General features: G+C 67.7%; 17 protein-coding genes. All 17 read left to right on the forward strand.

Going from position 1 to position 17162, the window contains the following annotated elements; genetic code table 11:
• Positions 1–152 precede the first annotated feature (152 nt).
• Positions 153–1643 (forward strand): IMP dehydrogenase, encoded by a 1491-nt coding sequence (guaB, locus tag LGR54_RS05410; protein WP_230360954.1) that lies wholly within the window; start codon positions 153–155, stop codon positions 1641–1643.
• A 63-nt stretch (positions 1644–1706) separates the two neighbouring features.
• Positions 1707–2144, forward strand: coding sequence for an MAPEG family protein (locus tag LGR54_RS05415; protein WP_214009556.1), 438 nt, complete (start codon positions 1707–1709; stop codon positions 2142–2144).
• Between the two features lie 15 nt (positions 2145–2159).
• Positions 2160–3461 (forward strand): RsmB/NOP family class I SAM-dependent RNA methyltransferase, encoded by a 1302-nt coding sequence (locus tag LGR54_RS05420; protein WP_230360955.1) that lies wholly within the window; start codon positions 2160–2162, stop codon positions 3459–3461.
• 71 nt (positions 3462–3532) lie between these two features.
• Positions 3533–5104 (forward strand): glutamine-hydrolyzing GMP synthase, encoded by a 1572-nt coding sequence (gene guaA / locus LGR54_RS05425; RefSeq protein ID WP_230360956.1) that lies wholly within the window; start codon positions 3533–3535, stop codon positions 5102–5104.
• A 390-nt stretch (positions 5105–5494) separates the two neighbouring features.
• Positions 5495–6400: a BTAD domain-containing putative transcriptional regulator gene (locus tag LGR54_RS05430; protein ID WP_230360957.1), complete on the forward strand. Its 906-nt coding sequence runs from the start codon at positions 5495–5497 to the stop codon at positions 6398–6400.
• 563 nt (positions 6401–6963) lie between these two features.
• Entirely contained in the window at positions 6964–8901 is a 1938-nt protein-coding gene (locus tag LGR54_RS05435; RefSeq protein WP_230360958.1) for a phage tail sheath C-terminal domain-containing protein, read from the forward strand.
• A 32-nt stretch (positions 8902–8933) separates the two neighbouring features.
• Complete coding sequence (locus LGR54_RS05440) at positions 8934–9446, forward strand: phage tail protein (protein ID WP_230360959.1); 513 nt, start codon at positions 8934–8936, stop codon at positions 9444–9446.
• Between the two features lie 33 nt (positions 9447–9479).
• Positions 9480–10271, forward strand: a complete 792-nt coding sequence (locus tag LGR54_RS05445) for a hypothetical protein (RefSeq protein WP_230360960.1) — start codon at positions 9480–9482, stop codon at positions 10269–10271.
• Positions 10271–11122 (forward strand): hypothetical protein, encoded by an 852-nt coding sequence (locus LGR54_RS05450; protein ID WP_230360961.1) that lies wholly within the window; start codon positions 10271–10273, stop codon positions 11120–11122. The genes LGR54_RS05445 and LGR54_RS05450 overlap by 1 nt, the downstream gene beginning before the upstream one ends.
• Positions 11123–11125: 3 nt before the next feature.
• A complete protein-coding gene (locus LGR54_RS05455; protein WP_230360962.1) occupies positions 11126–12163 on the forward strand; it encodes a Pvc16 family protein in 1038 nt (345 codons plus the stop codon).
• Positions 12160–13536: an ATP-binding protein gene (locus tag LGR54_RS05460; protein ID WP_230360963.1), complete on the forward strand. Its 1377-nt coding sequence runs from the start codon at positions 12160–12162 to the stop codon at positions 13534–13536. Before LGR54_RS05455 ends, LGR54_RS05460 begins: the two co-directional genes overlap by 4 nt.
• On the forward strand, positions 13533–13766 hold the full coding sequence (locus LGR54_RS05465) for a hypothetical protein (protein WP_230360964.1): 234 nt from the start codon (positions 13533–13535) through the stop codon (positions 13764–13766). Before LGR54_RS05460 ends, LGR54_RS05465 begins: the two co-directional genes overlap by 4 nt.
• A gap of 2 nt (positions 13767–13768) precedes the next feature.
• The gene (locus LGR54_RS05470) at positions 13769–14392 is read left to right on the forward strand and encodes a hypothetical protein (RefSeq protein WP_230360965.1); all 624 of its coding nucleotides are present in this window, start codon (positions 13769–13771) and stop codon (positions 14390–14392) included.
• 22 nt (positions 14393–14414) lie between these two features.
• Positions 14415–14741: a hypothetical protein gene (locus tag LGR54_RS05475; protein ID WP_230360966.1), complete on the forward strand. Its 327-nt coding sequence runs from the start codon at positions 14415–14417 to the stop codon at positions 14739–14741.
• Positions 14741–15907 carry a phage late control D family protein gene (locus LGR54_RS05480; protein WP_230360967.1) on the forward strand — a complete coding sequence of 389 codons (1167 nt, stop codon included), beginning with the start codon at positions 14741–14743 and terminating at the stop codon, positions 15905–15907. Before LGR54_RS05475 ends, LGR54_RS05480 begins: the two co-directional genes overlap by 1 nt.
• A 9-nt stretch (positions 15908–15916) precedes the next feature.
• Positions 15917–16747, forward strand: coding sequence for a phage baseplate assembly protein V (locus tag LGR54_RS05485; RefSeq protein WP_230360968.1), 831 nt, complete (start codon positions 15917–15919; stop codon positions 16745–16747).
• Positions 16744–17142 (forward strand): GPW/gp25 family protein, encoded by a 399-nt coding sequence (locus LGR54_RS05490; protein ID WP_230360969.1) that lies wholly within the window; start codon positions 16744–16746, stop codon positions 17140–17142. Before LGR54_RS05485 ends, LGR54_RS05490 begins: the two co-directional genes overlap by 4 nt.
• The last annotated feature ends 20 nt before the right edge of the window (positions 17143–17162 follow it).

Here is a 17162-nt window from a genome sequence, read left to right on the forward strand (position 1 = left end):
CAGAGCGAGACCGCTAGGAATGGCGACCATGCCATGGTATGAGCCCTCGCCAACTCGGAGAGAGCGGGCGACCTTGGTGCCCGTGTCGCTTTGACCATCCATCCATCGGGCACATGCGGGTCGTTCCGCCTGCCCCAAATCGGGAGTTGGCGATGCCGGTGATCGACGGCCTCGCGCGGGAAGCGCTTACATTCGACGATGTCCTGCTGAAGCCCGGCCTGTCCGATGTGATGCCTGGTCAGGTTGATATCCGCTCGCGGGTCACGCGTTCGATCCTGCTCAACCTGCCCATCCTGTCCTCGGCGATGGACACCGTGACCGAATCGCGCATGGCCATCGCCATGGCGCAGGCCGGCGGCCTCGGCGTCATCCACCGCAACCTCGATCCCGAGGTGCAGGCCGAGCATGTGCGGCAGGTGAAGAAGTTCGAGAGCGGCATGGTGGTGAACCCCGTCACCATCCACCCCGACCAGACGCTGGCCGACGCGCTGGCGCTGATGAAGCTGCACTCCATCTCCGGCATCCCGGTGGTCGAGCGCGGGCCGAACGGGCGCGGCGGCAAGCTGGTCGGCATCGTCACCAACCGTGACGTGCGCTTCGCCACTCATCCCGACCAGCCAGTCGCCGAGCTGATGACCAAAGACCGGCTCATCACCGTCAATGAGGGCGTCGAGCAGGCGGAAGCCAAGAAGCTGCTGCACCAGTACCGCATCGAGAAGCTGCTGGTGGTGGACGACGACCATCGCTGCGTCGGCCTCATCACGGTGAAGGACATCGAGAAGGCGGTCGCCAATCCCAACTCCACCAAGGACGAGCAGGGCCGCCTGCGCGTCGCTGCCGCCACCACGGTGGGCGAGGACGGTTTCCACCGCACCGAGCTGCTGATCGACGCCGGTGTCGACCTCGTGGTGGTCGATACCGCCCATGGGCATTCCCGCAAGGTTCTCGACCAGGTGAGCCGCATCAAGCAGCTCTCCAACAAGGTGCAGATCCTCGCCGGCAACGTCGCCACCGGGGAGGGCGCCCGCGCGCTGATCGATTCCGGTGCCGACGCGGTGAAGGTCGGCATCGGTCCGGGCTCGATCTGCACCACCCGCATCGTCGCCGGCGTCGGCGTGCCGCAGTTCACCGCCATCCTCGATGCCGTCGAGCAGGCCAGCAAGCTGGACACGCCGGTGATCGCCGATGGCGGCATCAAGTTCTCCGGCGACCTCGCCAAGGCGCTGGCCGCCGGCGCCGAATGCGCCATGATCGGCTCGCTGCTGGCCGGTACCGACGAGAGCCCCGGCGAGGTCTATCTCTATCAGGGCCGCTCCTATAAGTCGTATCGCGGCATGGGTTCGGTCGGGGCCATGGCGCGCGGCTCGGCGGACCGTTACTTCCAGGCGGAAGTGAAGGACACGCTGAAGCTGGTGCCGGAAGGCATCGAGGGCCAGGTTCCCTATAAGGGCCCGGCATCCGGCGTGCTGCATCAGCTCGCCGGCGGCCTGCGCGCCGCCATGGGCTATGTCGGCGGCGGTACGCTCGGCGAGTTCCGCGAGAAGGCGGAGTTCGTGCGCATCTCCGGCGCCAGCCTGCGCGAGAGCCATGTCCACGACGTGACCATTACCCGCGAGAGCCCGAACTACCCCTCGCGGACCTGACGAACGCGCCGCCGGGAACCGGTTTCCCGGCGGCCATCCGCAGCTTCGGGGGCCTCCGACGCCATGACCTATGCCGCGATCCTGATGCCGGTCTTCGCGATGGTGCTGCTCACTTTCGCAGTGCTCATCCGGCTTGGCGTGCTGCGGTGGCGGGCGGTGAAGGCCGGGCTGGTCGCCGACCGCGAAGGCGCGGTCACCGGCGACGAGCGGGTCTGGCCGGTGGCGGTGCGGCAGGCGTCCAGCTGCTTCCGCAACCAGTTCGAAGTGCCGGTGCTGTTCTATGTGCTGAGCGTGCTGGTGCTGGTGACGCGCAAGGCCGATTTTCTCTATATCGTCCTCGCCTGGATCTTCGTCGCCAGCCGCTGGGTGCATGCCGGCATCCATTGCGGTCCGAATCTCGTCGGGCCGCGCTTTTCCCTGTTCTTCGTCGGCGTCCTCGTGCTGATGGCGATGTGGCTGCTTTTCGCCCTCTCCATCCTCGTCGCGCCGATCGTGCCGTGATTGTCGGATCGTAACATGACCCCTGCCGCGCGCCTCGCCGCCGCCATCGACATCGTCAACACCATCGCCGCCGACCGGCGCCCCGCCTCCGAGGTGCTGAAGGAGTGGGGGCGCGGCCACCGTTTCGCCGGTTCCGGTGACCGGGCGGCCATCGCGGCGCTGGTCTATGACGTCGAGCGCCGCAAGGCCTCCGCCGCCTATGTGATGGGCGCCGAGGAGGGGCGGGCGCTGGCGCTCGGCGCGCTGAAGCTCGCGCGGGGGCTCGACGTGGATGCCATCGCCGCGCTGTGCGACGGCTCGCGCTTCGGGCCGACGCCGCTCACCGACGAGGAGCGCGCCAGGCTGGAGGCCGGCAGCCTCGACGGCGCCCCGGCGCCGGTCGCCGGCGACTATCCCGAATGGCTCGACGCCTCGCTCGCCGCGGTGTTCGGCGAGGCACGGGCGGCCGAGGGACAGGCGCTCGCCGAGCGGGCGCCGCTCGATTTGCGCGTCAACACGCTGAAGGCCGCGTCGGAGAAGGCGACCGAGGCGCTGGCGCACCTCAACCCGGCCACCACCGACTGGTCACCGCTGGCGCTGCGCATCGGTTTCGAGGCCGACGGCAAGGCGCACGCGCTGACCGCCGAGCCGGCCTTCATCAAGGGGCAGGTCGAGATCCAGGACGAGGGCTCGCAGATCGCCGCCATCCTCGCCGCCCCGCCGCGCGGCGGGCAGGTGCTGGACCTGTGCGCCGGTGGCGGCGGCAAGACGCTGGAGCTGGCGGCGCTGATGGATAATGCCGGCCAGCTCTACGCCTATGACAGCGACATGCGCCGGCTGGCGCCGATCCACGAACGCCTGCAGCGCGCCGGCGTGCGCAACGTGCAGGTGCGCACGCCGCGCGGCGCCGCCGACGTGCTCGCCGATCTCGAAGGCCGCATGGACCTCGTGCTGGTCGACGCGCCCTGCACCGGCACCGGCACCTGGCGTCGCAACCCGGACGCCAAGTGGCGCATGCGGCCCGGCGCGCTTGCCGAGCGGCAGAAAGACCAGGCCGAGGTGCTCGACGCCGCCGCGCGCTTCGTCAAGCCGGGCGGGCGCATCGCCTATGTGACCTGCTCGCTGCTCGACGAGGAGAATGGTGGGCAGGTGCGGGCCTTCCTCGCCCGCCACCCCGATTTTGCCGTCGTGCCTCCGGACGAGACCGTGCTGGCGCTCGGCGAGCGCGGCATCCGCCTGAAGCAGGCGGCGCTGGCGAGCGCGGAGGGCCTGCTGCTGACGCCGCGGCGCACCGGCACCGACGGCTTCTTCGTTAGCCTGCTCGCCCGCGCGGCGTGACGGTGAAAGTGCCTCTCGCAGAAGTGCCTTTGATTGTGGACGTGACACAGGACAGCGATTAGAAGCCCGCCATGACCCAGACCGCTGACACCCCGACCCACGACACCCTGCTCATCATCGATTTCGGCTCGCAGGTCACGCAGCTCATCGCGCGGCGCGTGCGCGAGACCGGCGTCTATTGCGAGATCCACCCCTTCCAGAACGCCAACGAAGCGTTCGAGCGGCTGAAACCGAAGGGGGTGATCTTCTCCGGCGGCCCGGATTCGGTCATTCGCGAGGGCAGCCCGCGCGCCCCGCAGGCGGTGTTCGACAGCGGCGTGCCGATCCTCGGCATCTGCTATGGCCAGCAGACCCTGGCCACCCAGCTCGGCGGCGTCGTCGAGGGCGGCCATGCCGCCGAGTTCGGCCGCGCCGATGTCGAGATCAAGGCGGCAAGCCCGCTGTTCGACGGCATCTGGGAGGTCGGCAAGCGTTACCCGGTGTGGATGAGCCATGGCGACCGGGTGACCCAGCTGCCCGAGGGCTTCAGCGTCATCGCCACCTCGGAGAACGCGCCCTTCGCCATCGCCGCCGACGAGAGCCGGCAGTATTACACCACCATGTTCCACCCCGAGGTGGTGCACACACCGGATGGCGGTAAGCTGCTTGCCAATTTCGTGCACAACATCGTCGGGCTGAAGTCGGACTGGACGATGAAGGCCTTCCGCGAGGAGGCGATCAAGCGCATCCGCGAGCAGGTCGGCACCGAGAAGGTGATCTGCGGCCTGTCGGGCGGCGTGGACTCGTCGGTGGCGGCGGTGCTGATCCACGAGGCGATCGGCGACCAGCTCACCTGCGTGTTCGTCGACCACGGCCTTCTCCGCCTCGGTGAGGCGCAGAAGGTGGTGACGCTGTTCCGCGACAGCTACAACATCCCGCTGGTGCATGTGGACGCTGAGGAGATGTTCCTCAAGGCGCTGGAAGGTGTCACCGACCCCGAGGTGAAGCGCAAGACCATCGGCAAGCTGTTCATCGACGTGTTCGAGGCCGAGGCGAAGAAGATCGGCGGCGCCGCTTTCCTCGCCCAGGGCACGCTATACCCGGACGTGATCGAGAGCGTGAGCTTCACCGGCGGCCCGTCGGTGACGATCAAGAGCCACCACAATGTCGGCGGCCTGCCCGCGCGCATGAACATGAAGCTCGTCGAGCCGCTGCGCGAGCTGTTCAAGGACGAGGTGCGCGCGCTCGGCCGCGAGCTCGGCCTGCCGGAGGTGTTCGTCGGCCGCCATCCCTTCCCGGGGCCGGGCCTCGCGATCCGCTGCCCGGGCGAGATCACCCGCGAGAAGCTGGATATCCTGCGCCTCGCCGACGAGGTCTATCTCGAGGAGATCCGCCGCGGCGGGCTCTACGACCAGATCTGGCAGGCCTTCGCGGTGATCCTGCCGGTGAAGACGGTCGGCGTGATGGGCGACTACCGCACCTATGACTATGTGGTCGGCCTGCGCGCGGTGACCTCGGTGGACGGCATGACGGCGGATTTCTACCCGTTCGACATGGCCTTCCTCGGCCGGGTGGCGACGCGGATCGTCAACGAGGTGAAGGGCGTGAACCGCGTCGTCTACGACGTGACGTCCAAGCCGCCGGGCACGATCGAGTGGGAGTGACGGATACAAACGGCGGCAATAGCGTAGCTTCGGCGGTGGTTTTCGCCGCCGAATAGCTGTCATTCCTGCCTGTTTTCCGGTCCATTGATACAGCCGGTCTCCTTCTCTCTATTTCGCATCTTGAAACCGCCCTCGTTCTCCGACTGGGGGCCGCTTCAAGAAGCGAGAGCGCTCTCGCGTGGACCCACGTGCACACAGGCTGGTCCACCGGGTGTGTAATCGCGTCGCGAGCAATGTCCGGCCGGCGCAAAGCCGCCTGGCAGGGGCGGGCTGTCGCGTCGGACGGCCTCGTTCCGATCGAGCCGCGCGGATTCTGCCGTTACGGAAAAGCGGTCTCTTGTGCAACCCAAGGAATCTGTTAACCTTTCGGTAGGGTTGCGGGGCAATCGCATGGCTTCGAAAGCGCATCTTGCTCCTGCGTTGTCTGTTGCCTTGTCGGGAACCGGCCTGTTCCGCTACGGCGACGAGCCGCTCGAGCTCGGCCTGAAGGGCACAACCATCGAGTTGCTCTCCTATCTCGCCTGCAATGCCGGGCATCCCGTGCGTCGCGAGTATGTGGCCGAGCGGCTCTGGAACGCCTCCACCGGTGAACGGCAGCGGTCGGCATTGAACTCGGCCGTCTGGCGCATCAGCAAGAAACTGCCGAAACATCCCGGACTGCGCCTGGCGGTGTCCGATACCACATTGTGCCTCACCATCGATGAATCCATCCCGGTCGACATCCGCGAACTGCGTGCCGCTGTGCGCGGGGCGACAGGCCCGCAAGGCATGACGCGCGAGGCGGCCGGCAAGCTCGAAGCGGCGCTTGCCGCCACCGCCGCGCCCTTCATGGATGGCTTCGACGCCGACTGGATACTCACGGAGCGCGAACGCGTTTCCAACACCCGCATTCGCGGTATGATCGCGTTGATGCACTGGCGCGGCATCAATCGTCACTACGAGGATGCGCTCGAGATCGGTCGCAGCCTGCTCAGCGAGGACCCGTTTCGCGAAGCTGTCCAGATCGATGTGATGTGGCTCTACGTGCTGAACGGGCAGCGCGTGCAGGCGCTCAAGCAGTACATGGCCTTCGCCGCGATGCTGCGAAACGAATTGTCGATCGAGCCGATGCGCGAAACCAGGGCGCTCTACGAGCACATACGCCATCAGCTCACCGGCCGTCCCGATCTTCTGCTGGCTGAAGCTCCCGCCGCGCCCGGGCCGGACCACACCCACGAGAACCTGGCGCTCGGACTGGCCGCCGCCGAGCAGTCGCGCCGGGAGTTCTATCAGACCCTGCGCGCTCAACTCGGCTAGCCGCCCCCTCCGCGACGAAATCCTCCCAAGCAAGCCTCATCTGCTTATGGCCAGCGCTCGTCATGAGCGGGGCTCGTCATGACACGGTTGCCAATCGGCACGCCGGTCATGTCCGGTACCCGGCATCGCGGGATGACCGTCCGGTGACGCCGCGGTGATCCCGTCGACATCGCCGGACACGGACTGGTGCATGCGGTCGGCAGCAGGAGCGATTCGAGGACGACTTATAAAGGGCATAGGTGGGTTGGTGTCCCGGTCGATCCGGCAACCGCGCGGAAGTACGCCTTGGCTCGGAGTGCGCACATACCCGACTGGAAATCAGGTCGCGGGCGGCAAGCGGCCCGTGCCGGCGAGGAGGACTACGCCTTCTTCATGCGGATACGCATATCGGTCGCCTCGGACGGCAGCGAACGTCGGCCGCAATTCAGCATCGTGGACCTCGCGGCGGGACGGACAGAGCGTTTCGCGACGTATGAACGCGCTGCCGCATGGCTCGCGCGAAATGTTCAACGGATTGTCTCGGGTCCGCCGGGCGATGTGGCCGACCCCTAGGGAGAATGCCAATGTACAAGCATCCGGGTGTCTACATTGAACATGTCCCGTCGGGCTTGCTGGCGATCGAGGCAGCTTCCACCTCTGTTGCGGCCTTCATCGGACCGGTCAAGCGCGGGCCGGTCGGGGAGCCGGTCTTCATCACCAGCGTGTCGCAGTTCGCGCTGCAGTTCGGCTTGCTCAATGACGGCACCAACGGCATTCGCGACGAAGGCGACAACGCCGATAGCTTCGGCCACGCGGTCAATGCCTTCTTCGGAAACGGCGGCAACAAGGCCTATATCGTGCGTGTGGCCGAGGCGAGTGGCGGCAATGCCCCGACGGCCGCCACCGCCGCGATCCCCAATCCCGAGTCGAACACGACCGGCTTCCTGCTGACCGCGAAATCACCCGGTGCCTGGGCCAACGACATAATCGTGCGGCTCTCGACCACCGACACGAGCACCGTTCCGGACCTCGACCTCGGCTATACGCTCCGGCTCGGGGTGCTGGCCGACGGCAAGTTCCAGGCGCTCGAGGTCTTCTCGGGGCTGCAGTTCGATGCGGCCTCGCCGCGTTCGCTCGAGAAGGTCGTCAGCGAACAGTCGGCGCTCGCCACGCTGAAGCCGGCGACGATCGGCACCAATCCCGGCGAGATCCAAGTCATCGCCAAGGCGCTTCAGGGCGTGGCGACGACCCTGCCGACGGCCCTCGCCCTCGGCGGCAAGAAGCTCGACGTGAAGATCGGCGACAGCCCGAAGTTCACCATCGAGTTCGCCGAGGACAGCGGTGACGCCAACGCCATCGCCGCGCTCATCCAGAGCGCGGCGCGAGCCAACCCCGCCGGCTCTCCCGAGTTCGCGGTCACCGTCAGCGGGGGGAACGCCTTCCGCCTCGCCTCGAAGATCGCCGGCCCGGCCGGCAACGTCTCCTCGCCGTCGGGAACCGCACGGACCCTGCTCGGCCTCGGTGCCGGCGTAACGGCGGTCGATGATTCCGAAAGCACCTTGCCGACCGGCACCTCCACCATCGAGGGCTTCTTCGACGACGGAACCGATGGTACATCGGCTCCGGCCAAGTCGGCCTATGACACGGTGTTCGAGACGCTGCGGGACTATCGCGACGTCTCCATCGTCCTGCTGCCTGGCAAGGCGTGGATAGAGGCGGGCGACAATTCCGTCATCGAGGCGGCGATCACCCATTCCGAGTTCATGCAGAACCGGATGGTTATCGTCGATCCGCCGGTTCCGGTCGGCAACGACACCCTCGTGTCGCCCAAGGACGTGAAGGATCTCGGCGCGCCGACATCTCCCTATACCGCGCTCTATTATCCCTGGCTCAATGTCGGCAACCCGCACTACAATCCGGACACCGCCGCCAACAAGCCGAAGACGTTCCTGATACCGCCATCGGCCTTCGCCGCGGGCATGTGGGCGCGCATCGACACGCGCCGCGGCGTCTGGAAGGCGCCGGCCGGCCTCGAGGCGGACGTGCGCGGCACGCTCGGTCCGAACATCCTCATCGGCAACGACCTGCAGGACAATCTGAACGAACTGGGCATCAACTGCCTGCGCGCCATCATCGGGCCGACCGTCGTCTGGGGCGCGCGCACGCTCGCGACGAAGACCAAGCCGGAATACCGCTACGTATCCGTCCGGCGCACCCAGAACATGATCGGCGAGAGTCTTTACGCCGCCTTGCAGTCGGTCGTCTTCGAACCGAACGACCACCGGCTGTGGGCCAGCCTGCGCGCCTCGGTCACCGCCTTCATGGATGGCCTGTTCCGGGCCGGTGCCTTTCAGGGCGAAAAGGCGTCGGATGCCTATTTCGTCCAGTGCGGCCTCGGCTCGACCATGACGCAGGGCGACATCGACGCCGGCATCGTGCGTGTCGCGGTCGGCTTCGCGGCGCTGAAGCCGGCCGAGTTCGTCGTTGTCCAGATCAAGCAAATCGTTGGTCAGAACGCCTGAGACGGCCAAGCGCGAATGGAGGAGATGGACCCATGCCCGCCCCTATGTTTCCCGCAAATGCCCACCGGTACGATCCTTACCGGACGTTCAAGTTCCAGGTGGTGATCGGCGGCCGCACCGTCGCCGGCCTGTCCAAGATGGGAGCGCTGAAGCGCACGACGGAGGCCGTCAAATGGCGCGGCGCCGGCGATCCGTCGTCGCAGCAGGTCATGCCCGGCGGTTCCAGCTTCGAGGCCGTGTCGCTGGAGCAGGGGCTGAGCCACGATACCGTTTTCGAGGAATGGGCGAACGCGGTGAACAATGTCGCCGATGGCGACGCCGGCATGAGCCTGAAAAACTATCGCCGGGATGTCGTCATCAACGTGCTGAACCTGCAGGGGGTCCCGGCGATCACCTACCAGTTGCGGCGCGCCTGGGTATCGGAGTTCACGGCGCTGCCCGAACTCGACGCCAACAACATGAATACGGTCGGCATCCAGTCGATCACGATCCAGCATCAGGGTTTTGTCCGCGATCCGGGAACGGCCGAACCGGCCGAGACCTGAGGAACGCGACGTTCCGGAGGTGGAGCCGCCGCCATGGCCAGCACCTTTCCATTTGCACGCCTGCGTCCTCTCGACGGCGCGGTGGAGCTTGCCGCCGCTACCGCGACGGCGGCGACGTCGACGCGGCCGGAGGCCGTCACGGCCCTGCTCTGCGTCCTGCTCGACAGCGTCGGGGACCAGCCGGCGACCCGGCAGGCCATTCGTGCGCTACCCTGCGCCACGCGCGAATGGCTGGTGCAGTGGACGGCTGCCCGCCTGAACCCCGGCCTGCGCTGGTTCGAGGCGCGTTGCGCGCACTGCCGCGAGCCGTTCGACTTGTCGCTCGACCTGGCGCGGCCGATCTGGCGCGCCCCGGATGAGGCGCTCACCGAAATCTCGGTGGCCACCAGCCTGGGCCCGCGGCGGTTCGCCGTGCCGACCGGCGAACATGAGGAGCAACTGGCGCTCCGCGAGCCCGGCGCCGACCCCCGGCGCGATGTCGCGAGCCTGTGCGGCCTGTCGCCGGCCGCCGATGAGGAGGCCGACCGTTTCGACGAACACGACTTGCAACTGATCGACGAGGCGCTGGAGCGGGCATCTCCGGACATCGCCGACATGGCTGCCGCCCGGTGCCCAAGCTGCGGTCGGGATACCGAGTGCTGCGTCGATCCGCTGTTGTTCGCCTTTCCACGCGAGGCCGACATCCTTTCCGAGATCCACCTGATCGCCAGTGCCTATGGCTGGGACCATGACGGGATCCTGCGGCTGCCGGCGCGCCACCGGGCCGCCTATGCCGGCATGATCGCGCGCGAGCGCCGCGCGCAGACATCGATGGCGAGGCGGTGATGAGCTTTCTTGCGCGCCTCTCGCTCCGCTCCCGCCCGACGCTGTCGCGCGTCTCGGCGGTGATGCCGAAGGGCCTCGCGGTGCGCCAGCCCGCGCCGGTCTATCGCGCGGCCGAGACGCCCGACGACGAGGAGGAGCAAGCACAGCCCTTACGTCGTGCCGCTACCCGTCCGATCCGTCGCGTGGAGGGGGCCGCGCCGGCCGAGGACGAGATACCGAGAGCCACGGCGCCGGCGCCGGAGCAGCACGAGGACGAGGAGCCGCCGGCAACGGCCCGGCGCGCGCCCATGTCGCTGAACCGCGCCCATGAGCAGAATGAGGAGCCGCAGGAGGAAGGCGAGCCGGACGAGCCGACGCCCGCTTCGCGCCTCATCCGCCGGGCCGAAGAGGTTCCGCTCGAGGACGGCGACAGACCCTTGCGCCAGCCCTTTCAGGAGGACCTGTCGCCGGGAGCCTCGCCGCTGCCGCCCGACATGGCCACCGAAGAGGAGCCGCCGGCGATGCAGGCGCTGCGGAGGGCAATTCCGCGCCCGGCCGGCCCGTCGCCACGTGGCGAGGTGGGGGTGCCGCCGCCCCCCGGCGGTGTCTTCGACGAAGGAGCGCCGGACCGATCCCATCCCTTCGCGCCTGCGTTCGGGGGCGAGGCGGCCAGCCTCGCGCATGCCCTGATGCCTTTCGATACGGGATTTGCCCCTGCGGGCGGTTCCGGGCCCGACCGGTCCGAGCGGCCGCAGGTGATCATCGATCAGGTCGATGTGGTGATCCACGAGCCCGCGCCACCGGCGGTGGCCGCGCGAGCGCCCTTCGACGCCGCGCGTGCCATGCGCGCGCGCTATCTGAGAAGGCTGTGAGCCATGGCTGTCCCGGTCTCGTCGCTGTCGGTGGCCGTGCAGGGCATCGCCGATTTCCTGGACGGACAGTTCGGCGAGGACGTCGTCATCTCGACGGACAATCCGCAACGCGCGGCCGAGCGGGTGAAGGGGGGCGATAAGCACTTCCTCAACCTGTTCACCTACCGTGTCATGCCGTCCGGCTTCCATGCGTCGGCCTCGGCCAGGGAGCCGTTCTTCATCCGGATCAGCACACTCCTGACGCCATTCCTGAGCGACGCCCAATCGAATGTGCCGGACGCGGACCTGCGCATCCTCGGCCATGCGATCCGGGTGCTCGCCTCCAGCCCGGTGGTTCCCGTCTCGGCGTTGCCGGGTAACAGCGCGGATCCCGAGGATTTTCGCTCGCAGCCGCATCTCGACTACCGGCTGCAGGCGGTGTTGCAGGCCCCCACGATGGAGGAGCTGAACCACATCTGGACGACCCAGGGCGGCGAACTCGCCTACCGTCTGTCGGCCGCCTACGAATTCGCGCTGATCCCGGTCGAACCGCTCGAGCGCCAGCCGGCGGCCGGTCCGATCACCACGGCGATCATCGACACGCGCTCGCGGGTGAAGCCGCAGCCCGAGGGATATAACGAGCTCGGCGTCGAGGCGAGGGCGGTTCCACTGGCGGCCACGACGACGACCAAGCAGCCGCCGCCCGTCGACATTCTCCCGGTGGTCCTGTTCGCGCTTTCCGGGGGGCTGGCGAGCGCCGCGACGATCGCGCCCGCCGCGGCATCGACGAAGCTCGCGATTTCCGGCCTGCCGGGGAGCAAGGTGTCGGTGACTGTGACCTGGACCCGCGCGGACACCTCGATCGAGGTCCAATCCAAGCAGTCCTTCACCATCGCCGCGGTGCGTCTCGACGACCCGGCCGCCATCGTCGCGCTGGCGCTGGACGCGCCACAGGCGGGTGACGGGGCGCGGATCACGATGCGGCCGGCCGACGCCGGCGGCGTCGAGGTGGCGAACGCTCCCTTCGCCAACACGCTGACACTTTCGGTGGCCGAGTCATGACCATCGCCGCGGGGAGGATCACGCCGGACCGCAACGCCCTCGACGGCGAATGGGCGCGTGTCGAGTTGCTCGTCATGCTGGCGGAATCGCTGCGTTCCGGCGCCACCCTGCCGGATGCGTTCCCGGCCCGCTTCGACGACGCCGGCGAGCGGGTCGCCGGTGAGCGCGCCAATGGTTCGTGGGCGGCATTGCGCAACGTCACGGCCGAGACGGTCCTACACCAGTTCATCCAGTTAGATCTCGACATCCTGGCACTGGCGCTGGCGCCGGAGGCGCGCCCGGCCCTGGCGCCCCGGTTCCACTCGCTGCAGCCGCATACGGGCGAGGCCAACCCTTGCCTCGCGCTGATCCAGGAACTTCTGATGCTCGACGGCGGCGAGCAGATCGGCATGCTGTTCGACCGGCTTGAGCCGCATTCACCGCTGGTCGCCTCCGGCATCGTGCGCGTGGTCGGCAAGGGCGCCTACCAGTCGGTCAGCGCCTCGCCGGTGGCCGCGAAGGCCTTACTAGGCCGGGCCACCGACCTGTCGCCGCCGCCCGGCGCGCATCTGGTCACCGTGGAGGCCTCCTGGGACGATCTGGTCCTGCCGCCTGCCGCGTTGGCTGACCTGCGCGGTTTTTCCACCTGGATTCGCTGTCGCGACGGGGTGATCGACGACTGGAAGGCGCGGCCGTTGGGCGGGCCGCTGGCCCTGTTCTGCGGCCCGTCGGGATCGGGCAAGAGCTTCGCCGCTGCCGTCATCGCGACTGAGCTCACGGCTCGGACCGGCGAGAACTGGGCTCTCTACGCGCTCGATCTCGGCCGCATCATGTCGAAATATGTCGGCGAGACCGAGCAGAATCTGAATGCCTTGCTCGACGCGCTCGACGGTCGGCGCGCGATCCTGCAGATCGACGAGGCCGACGGGCTTCTCGGCAAGCGGGGAGAGGTGACGGACGCCCGCGACCGCTACGCCAATCTCGAAGTCTCGCACATGCTGTCGCGGTTCGAGCGCCACGCCGGGCCGGTGATCCTCACCACCAATTTGCGGGCCAACATCGATGCGGCGTTCCTGCGCCGTTTCCAGCAGATCGTCGACTTCCCGGCGCCCGACACGAAGGCGCGGCGCCTGCTGTGGGAAAGGCTGCTGCCGGCCCGCGCGCCGCGCGCGGCCGACCTCGACATCGAGGAGCTGGCGAGCGGGGTGCGGCTTTCCGGCGGTGCGATCCACAACGCCGCCTTCTTCGCATCGGTGCTCGCCTTCGAGGACGGCGGGACCATCGCCGGCGAGCATCTGGCGCGCGCCGTCTGGGCGGAACTGTCGAAGGACAACCGCCAGGTGCGCCGCTCCGAACTCGGCCCGCTGGGCAGATATCTGGAGGAAACCTCATGAGGATCCGGCGCATCCGGCTTGTGCTGCCGTCCCGCATGCGAGGGGCTGCCGACGGCGATGCGCGGCAGATTGCCGAGACGGTCGCCCGGGCACTGTTGCGGGAAGGAGCCACGGCCGGAACGCTGCGGATCGAGGTCAACGGCGCCGGTCGGTCGGCGGGTCACATGGCGGCGGATCTGGCCGGCGTTGCCTCGCGCGCCGCGAGGTCGGCGACCATGTGGGAGGGATGACGATGGCGGTAGCGACCAAAGGCATGCTGTTCGAATACGGTCTGTCGCTGCCGCCGCTGGCGCTCGTCTTCGATTTCAATCCTCAGCAGATATCGCGGTCCCGCTCGGTAACCGTCCGCACTGGTAACGCACCGGGCGCCCGCCTCGGTTACGATTTCCTGACGCCGCTGGACGCGCCGCGCGCCGCGCAAGGCGTCGAACTGCAGGGCGAATCCATCTCGATCACCATCCTGCTCGACGCGACCGACAAGATGCTGGAGGGCGACACCATCGCGGCGCAGTTCGGCGTGCAGCCGCAAATCGATACCTTGCGCTCGATGCTCGAGCCGAAGGTCCAGGGACCCGGCGGGCTGCAAGTCCTGTCCAGCCTCACCGGCGGCGGCGCGCGCGCCTTCGAGCGCCAGGAGACGGCCTCGGTGCTGATCTTCGCCTGGGGCTTGCAGTTCTTGCCGGTCTTCCTGATCAGCGTCGGCCAGAACGAGACGCTGCACCTGCCGAGCCTCCACCCCTACCGGGCGGAGATGTCGCTCACGATGCAGGTGATCGAGTCCAACAACCCATTCTTCATGGCGGAAAAGGTGCGCCAGACGGCCATGGCGGCGCTCAACGCCGTCAGCGGCTTCTGAACGCCGTTGCGAGGAGGTGCCGATGGTTTTCTTCAAGGGCTCCTACTACGAGAACGTGCCGCTGTTCGAAAAGGACGAGGAGGGCCGCAGCAGCTTTGCCGGCGTCCAGCCGCGTCCGATGGCGAAGGTCGAGCCGGTGCTCGAACATTCGGTCGCGCTGAAAGAGCGTCTCGACTCCCTGGCGCAGCACTACTACGCCCAGTCGCGCGACTGGCGCCGCATTGCCGAGGCCAACCCGGATGCGCTTTTCGCCGAGGACCTGCTCTACGAGCCACAGCCGATCGCCGACAATGGCAGTGAGCGCATCGGCAGCGTCGTGCTCATCGCGCGCCGCAGGGAGGTGCGCTGATGGTCTCGCTCGGTGCCCTGCTCGATCCTGGCTTCCGCCAGCCGGCAAGCTGCCTGATCGAAGTCGGCACGACCCTTGCCGACATTGGTGGCCTCGCCGAGTTGGTGACCCTGGTCGAGATCACGACCAGCCGCGCCGAGGCGGCGACCGGAACGATCGTCATCGAGGACCGGCGCAAGGAGGACGGCCAGTGGATCGCCGCCGACTGCGGCCTGTTCACGCGCTGGGCGCCGATCAAGGTGTCCGCCGATTTCCGAACCCATGTCGAGGAGATCTTCCGCGGCTACATCGTGCAACCGAAGCCGTCCTATCCCAATTCCGGTGGCGAGACGAAGCTGGAGCTGCTGATCCAGGACGAAAGCGCAGCTCTCGATCGCGAGCATATGCGCAGCATCTGGGGCGACACGGCGCCGATGAGCGACAAGGACATCCTCGCCGCGCTGATCGCACCGCTCAGCCTCTCCGTCGATCCCGAATCCGGTGCCGGCCAGTCGAGCCGCTCGCTGTCGCAGGACGCCACACCCATCGTCTTCCTCCGTGAGCGGGCGAAGGCCAATGGCTACGACCTGCTGTTCTCGGAAGGAAAGGTCTACTTCGGCCCGAAACGTCTCGACGGCGAGCCGCAGGCGCCGATCATGGTCTATGCCGGCCGCTCGACCAACTGCCTCGCTCTCGACATCACCGACGACGGCCAGCGCCCGGATGCCGTCCGCTTCGACCATGCTCCGCAGACCGAGGGCGCGAAACCCGTCGTCGAGACCGTCAAGCCGGACGTGCGTGCGCTGGGTCTGTCGCCGGTCGCCGACGAGGGCGCGTCGCTCGGCACGCCGTCGGTATGGCGCGTCTCCAAGGAGGGCGACGAGACCGAGGAGGAACTGCGCGCCCGCGCGCAGGCGCTCGTCAACGAGCATTCGTTCCGCATCCGCGCCAATGGCGAGATCGACGGTTCGCTCTACGGCCATGTGCTCAAGCCCGGTCGGACCGTTACCGTCGACGGGGTAGGGGCACGCTATGGCGGCACCTATTTCGCCGACAAGGTCGTGCACCGCTTCGCGCCGGAGGGCTATCGCCAGCAATTCGAGCTCATGCGCAACGCCACCGGCGAAGAGGCCGGCCCGCTTGGGCCCCTGTCGGGCGCGGCGTCTGCGATCGCATCGCTCTTCTGAGGTGACGAGATGGATGAGTTCACCGCGATCGAGAAAACCGTAAGGCAGCAGCAGACCCGCTATTACGGGAAGTACCGCGCCTTCGTGTCCGACAATGCCGACCCGGAAAAGCTCGGCCGATGCAGGCTGGTGGTGCCGAGCGTGCTGGGCGAGACCACGACCAATTGGGCGCTGCCCTGCACGCCCTATGGCGGCGCGGCGAATATCGGCTTCCTGGCGGTTCCGCCGGTCGGTGCGCAGGTGATCGCCGAGTTCATGGAGGGAGACGTTTCCTCGCCGCTATGGACGGGCACGTTCTGGCGCAAGGCTGACGAACTGCCCGAGGAGTTCGCTGCCAATTCGGAGCCGAGCGCCAAGGTGCTGCGCACCGAAAGCGGTCATGTCCTGTTGCTCGAGGACAAGTCCGGTGACGAGAAGATCACGCTGAAAAGCTCGGCCGAGGCGGTGGTGGAGATGATTTCCGACGGCTCGGTGTCCATCACCGATTCCGGCGGGGCGACGGTCACACTCGATGCCAATACCAGCGAGATCCGTATCGAGGACGCCAATGGCAACTCCTGCGTCCTGTCGGCTTCCGGCATGACCTTCAAGGATCCGTCTGGCAACGAGATCACCACCGAGGCCGGCGGCATCACCGTCAAGGCTCCGGCGACGGTGACGATCCAGGGGGCCTCGGTCGCGGTGGGCGGTTCCGGTGGCGAGCCGCTGATCAAGGGCACGTCGTTCCTCGCCGCCTTCAACGCCCACACGCATCTGTGCTCCGCGCCCGGCTCGCCGTCGGGACCGCCGGTGCCGCCGCTCACCCCGTCCTCCCTCACGACAAAGTCGACAGCCCTATGACCCGCGCGCTCGAAACACGTCTGCCCCGCGTCCGCTATATGCGCTTCCCCTTCGAGATGACGAAGGCGGGCGCACGGACGTCGGAGCGCGTCGATCACATCCGCGAACAGATCATGCAGGTGATCTTCACCAGTCCGGGGGAGCGGGTCTTCCGGCCGGAATTCGGCTTCGGCGCGCGCCGCTATGTTTTCGAGCCGAACTCGGCGGCGCTGTGGGAGGCCGTACGCGGCGGCCTGCAGGGTTCGCTGGTCGAGGCACTTGCCGGCGAGGTCGATCCGAAAACGATCCGCGTCACCGTCGGGGCGCCGCCCGGCAATCCCGAGCAGCTTCTGGTGACCGTCACCTATGTGCTGGCCGCCATGCAGAAGGAGGAAAGCCATGCGTTCCGCCTCTAGTCGCCGTACCGGGTGGCGCC

This window comes from Ancylobacter sp. Lp-2 (assembly GCF_020523795.1).
GTDB lineage: Bacteria > Pseudomonadota > Alphaproteobacteria > Rhizobiales > Xanthobacteraceae > Ancylobacter.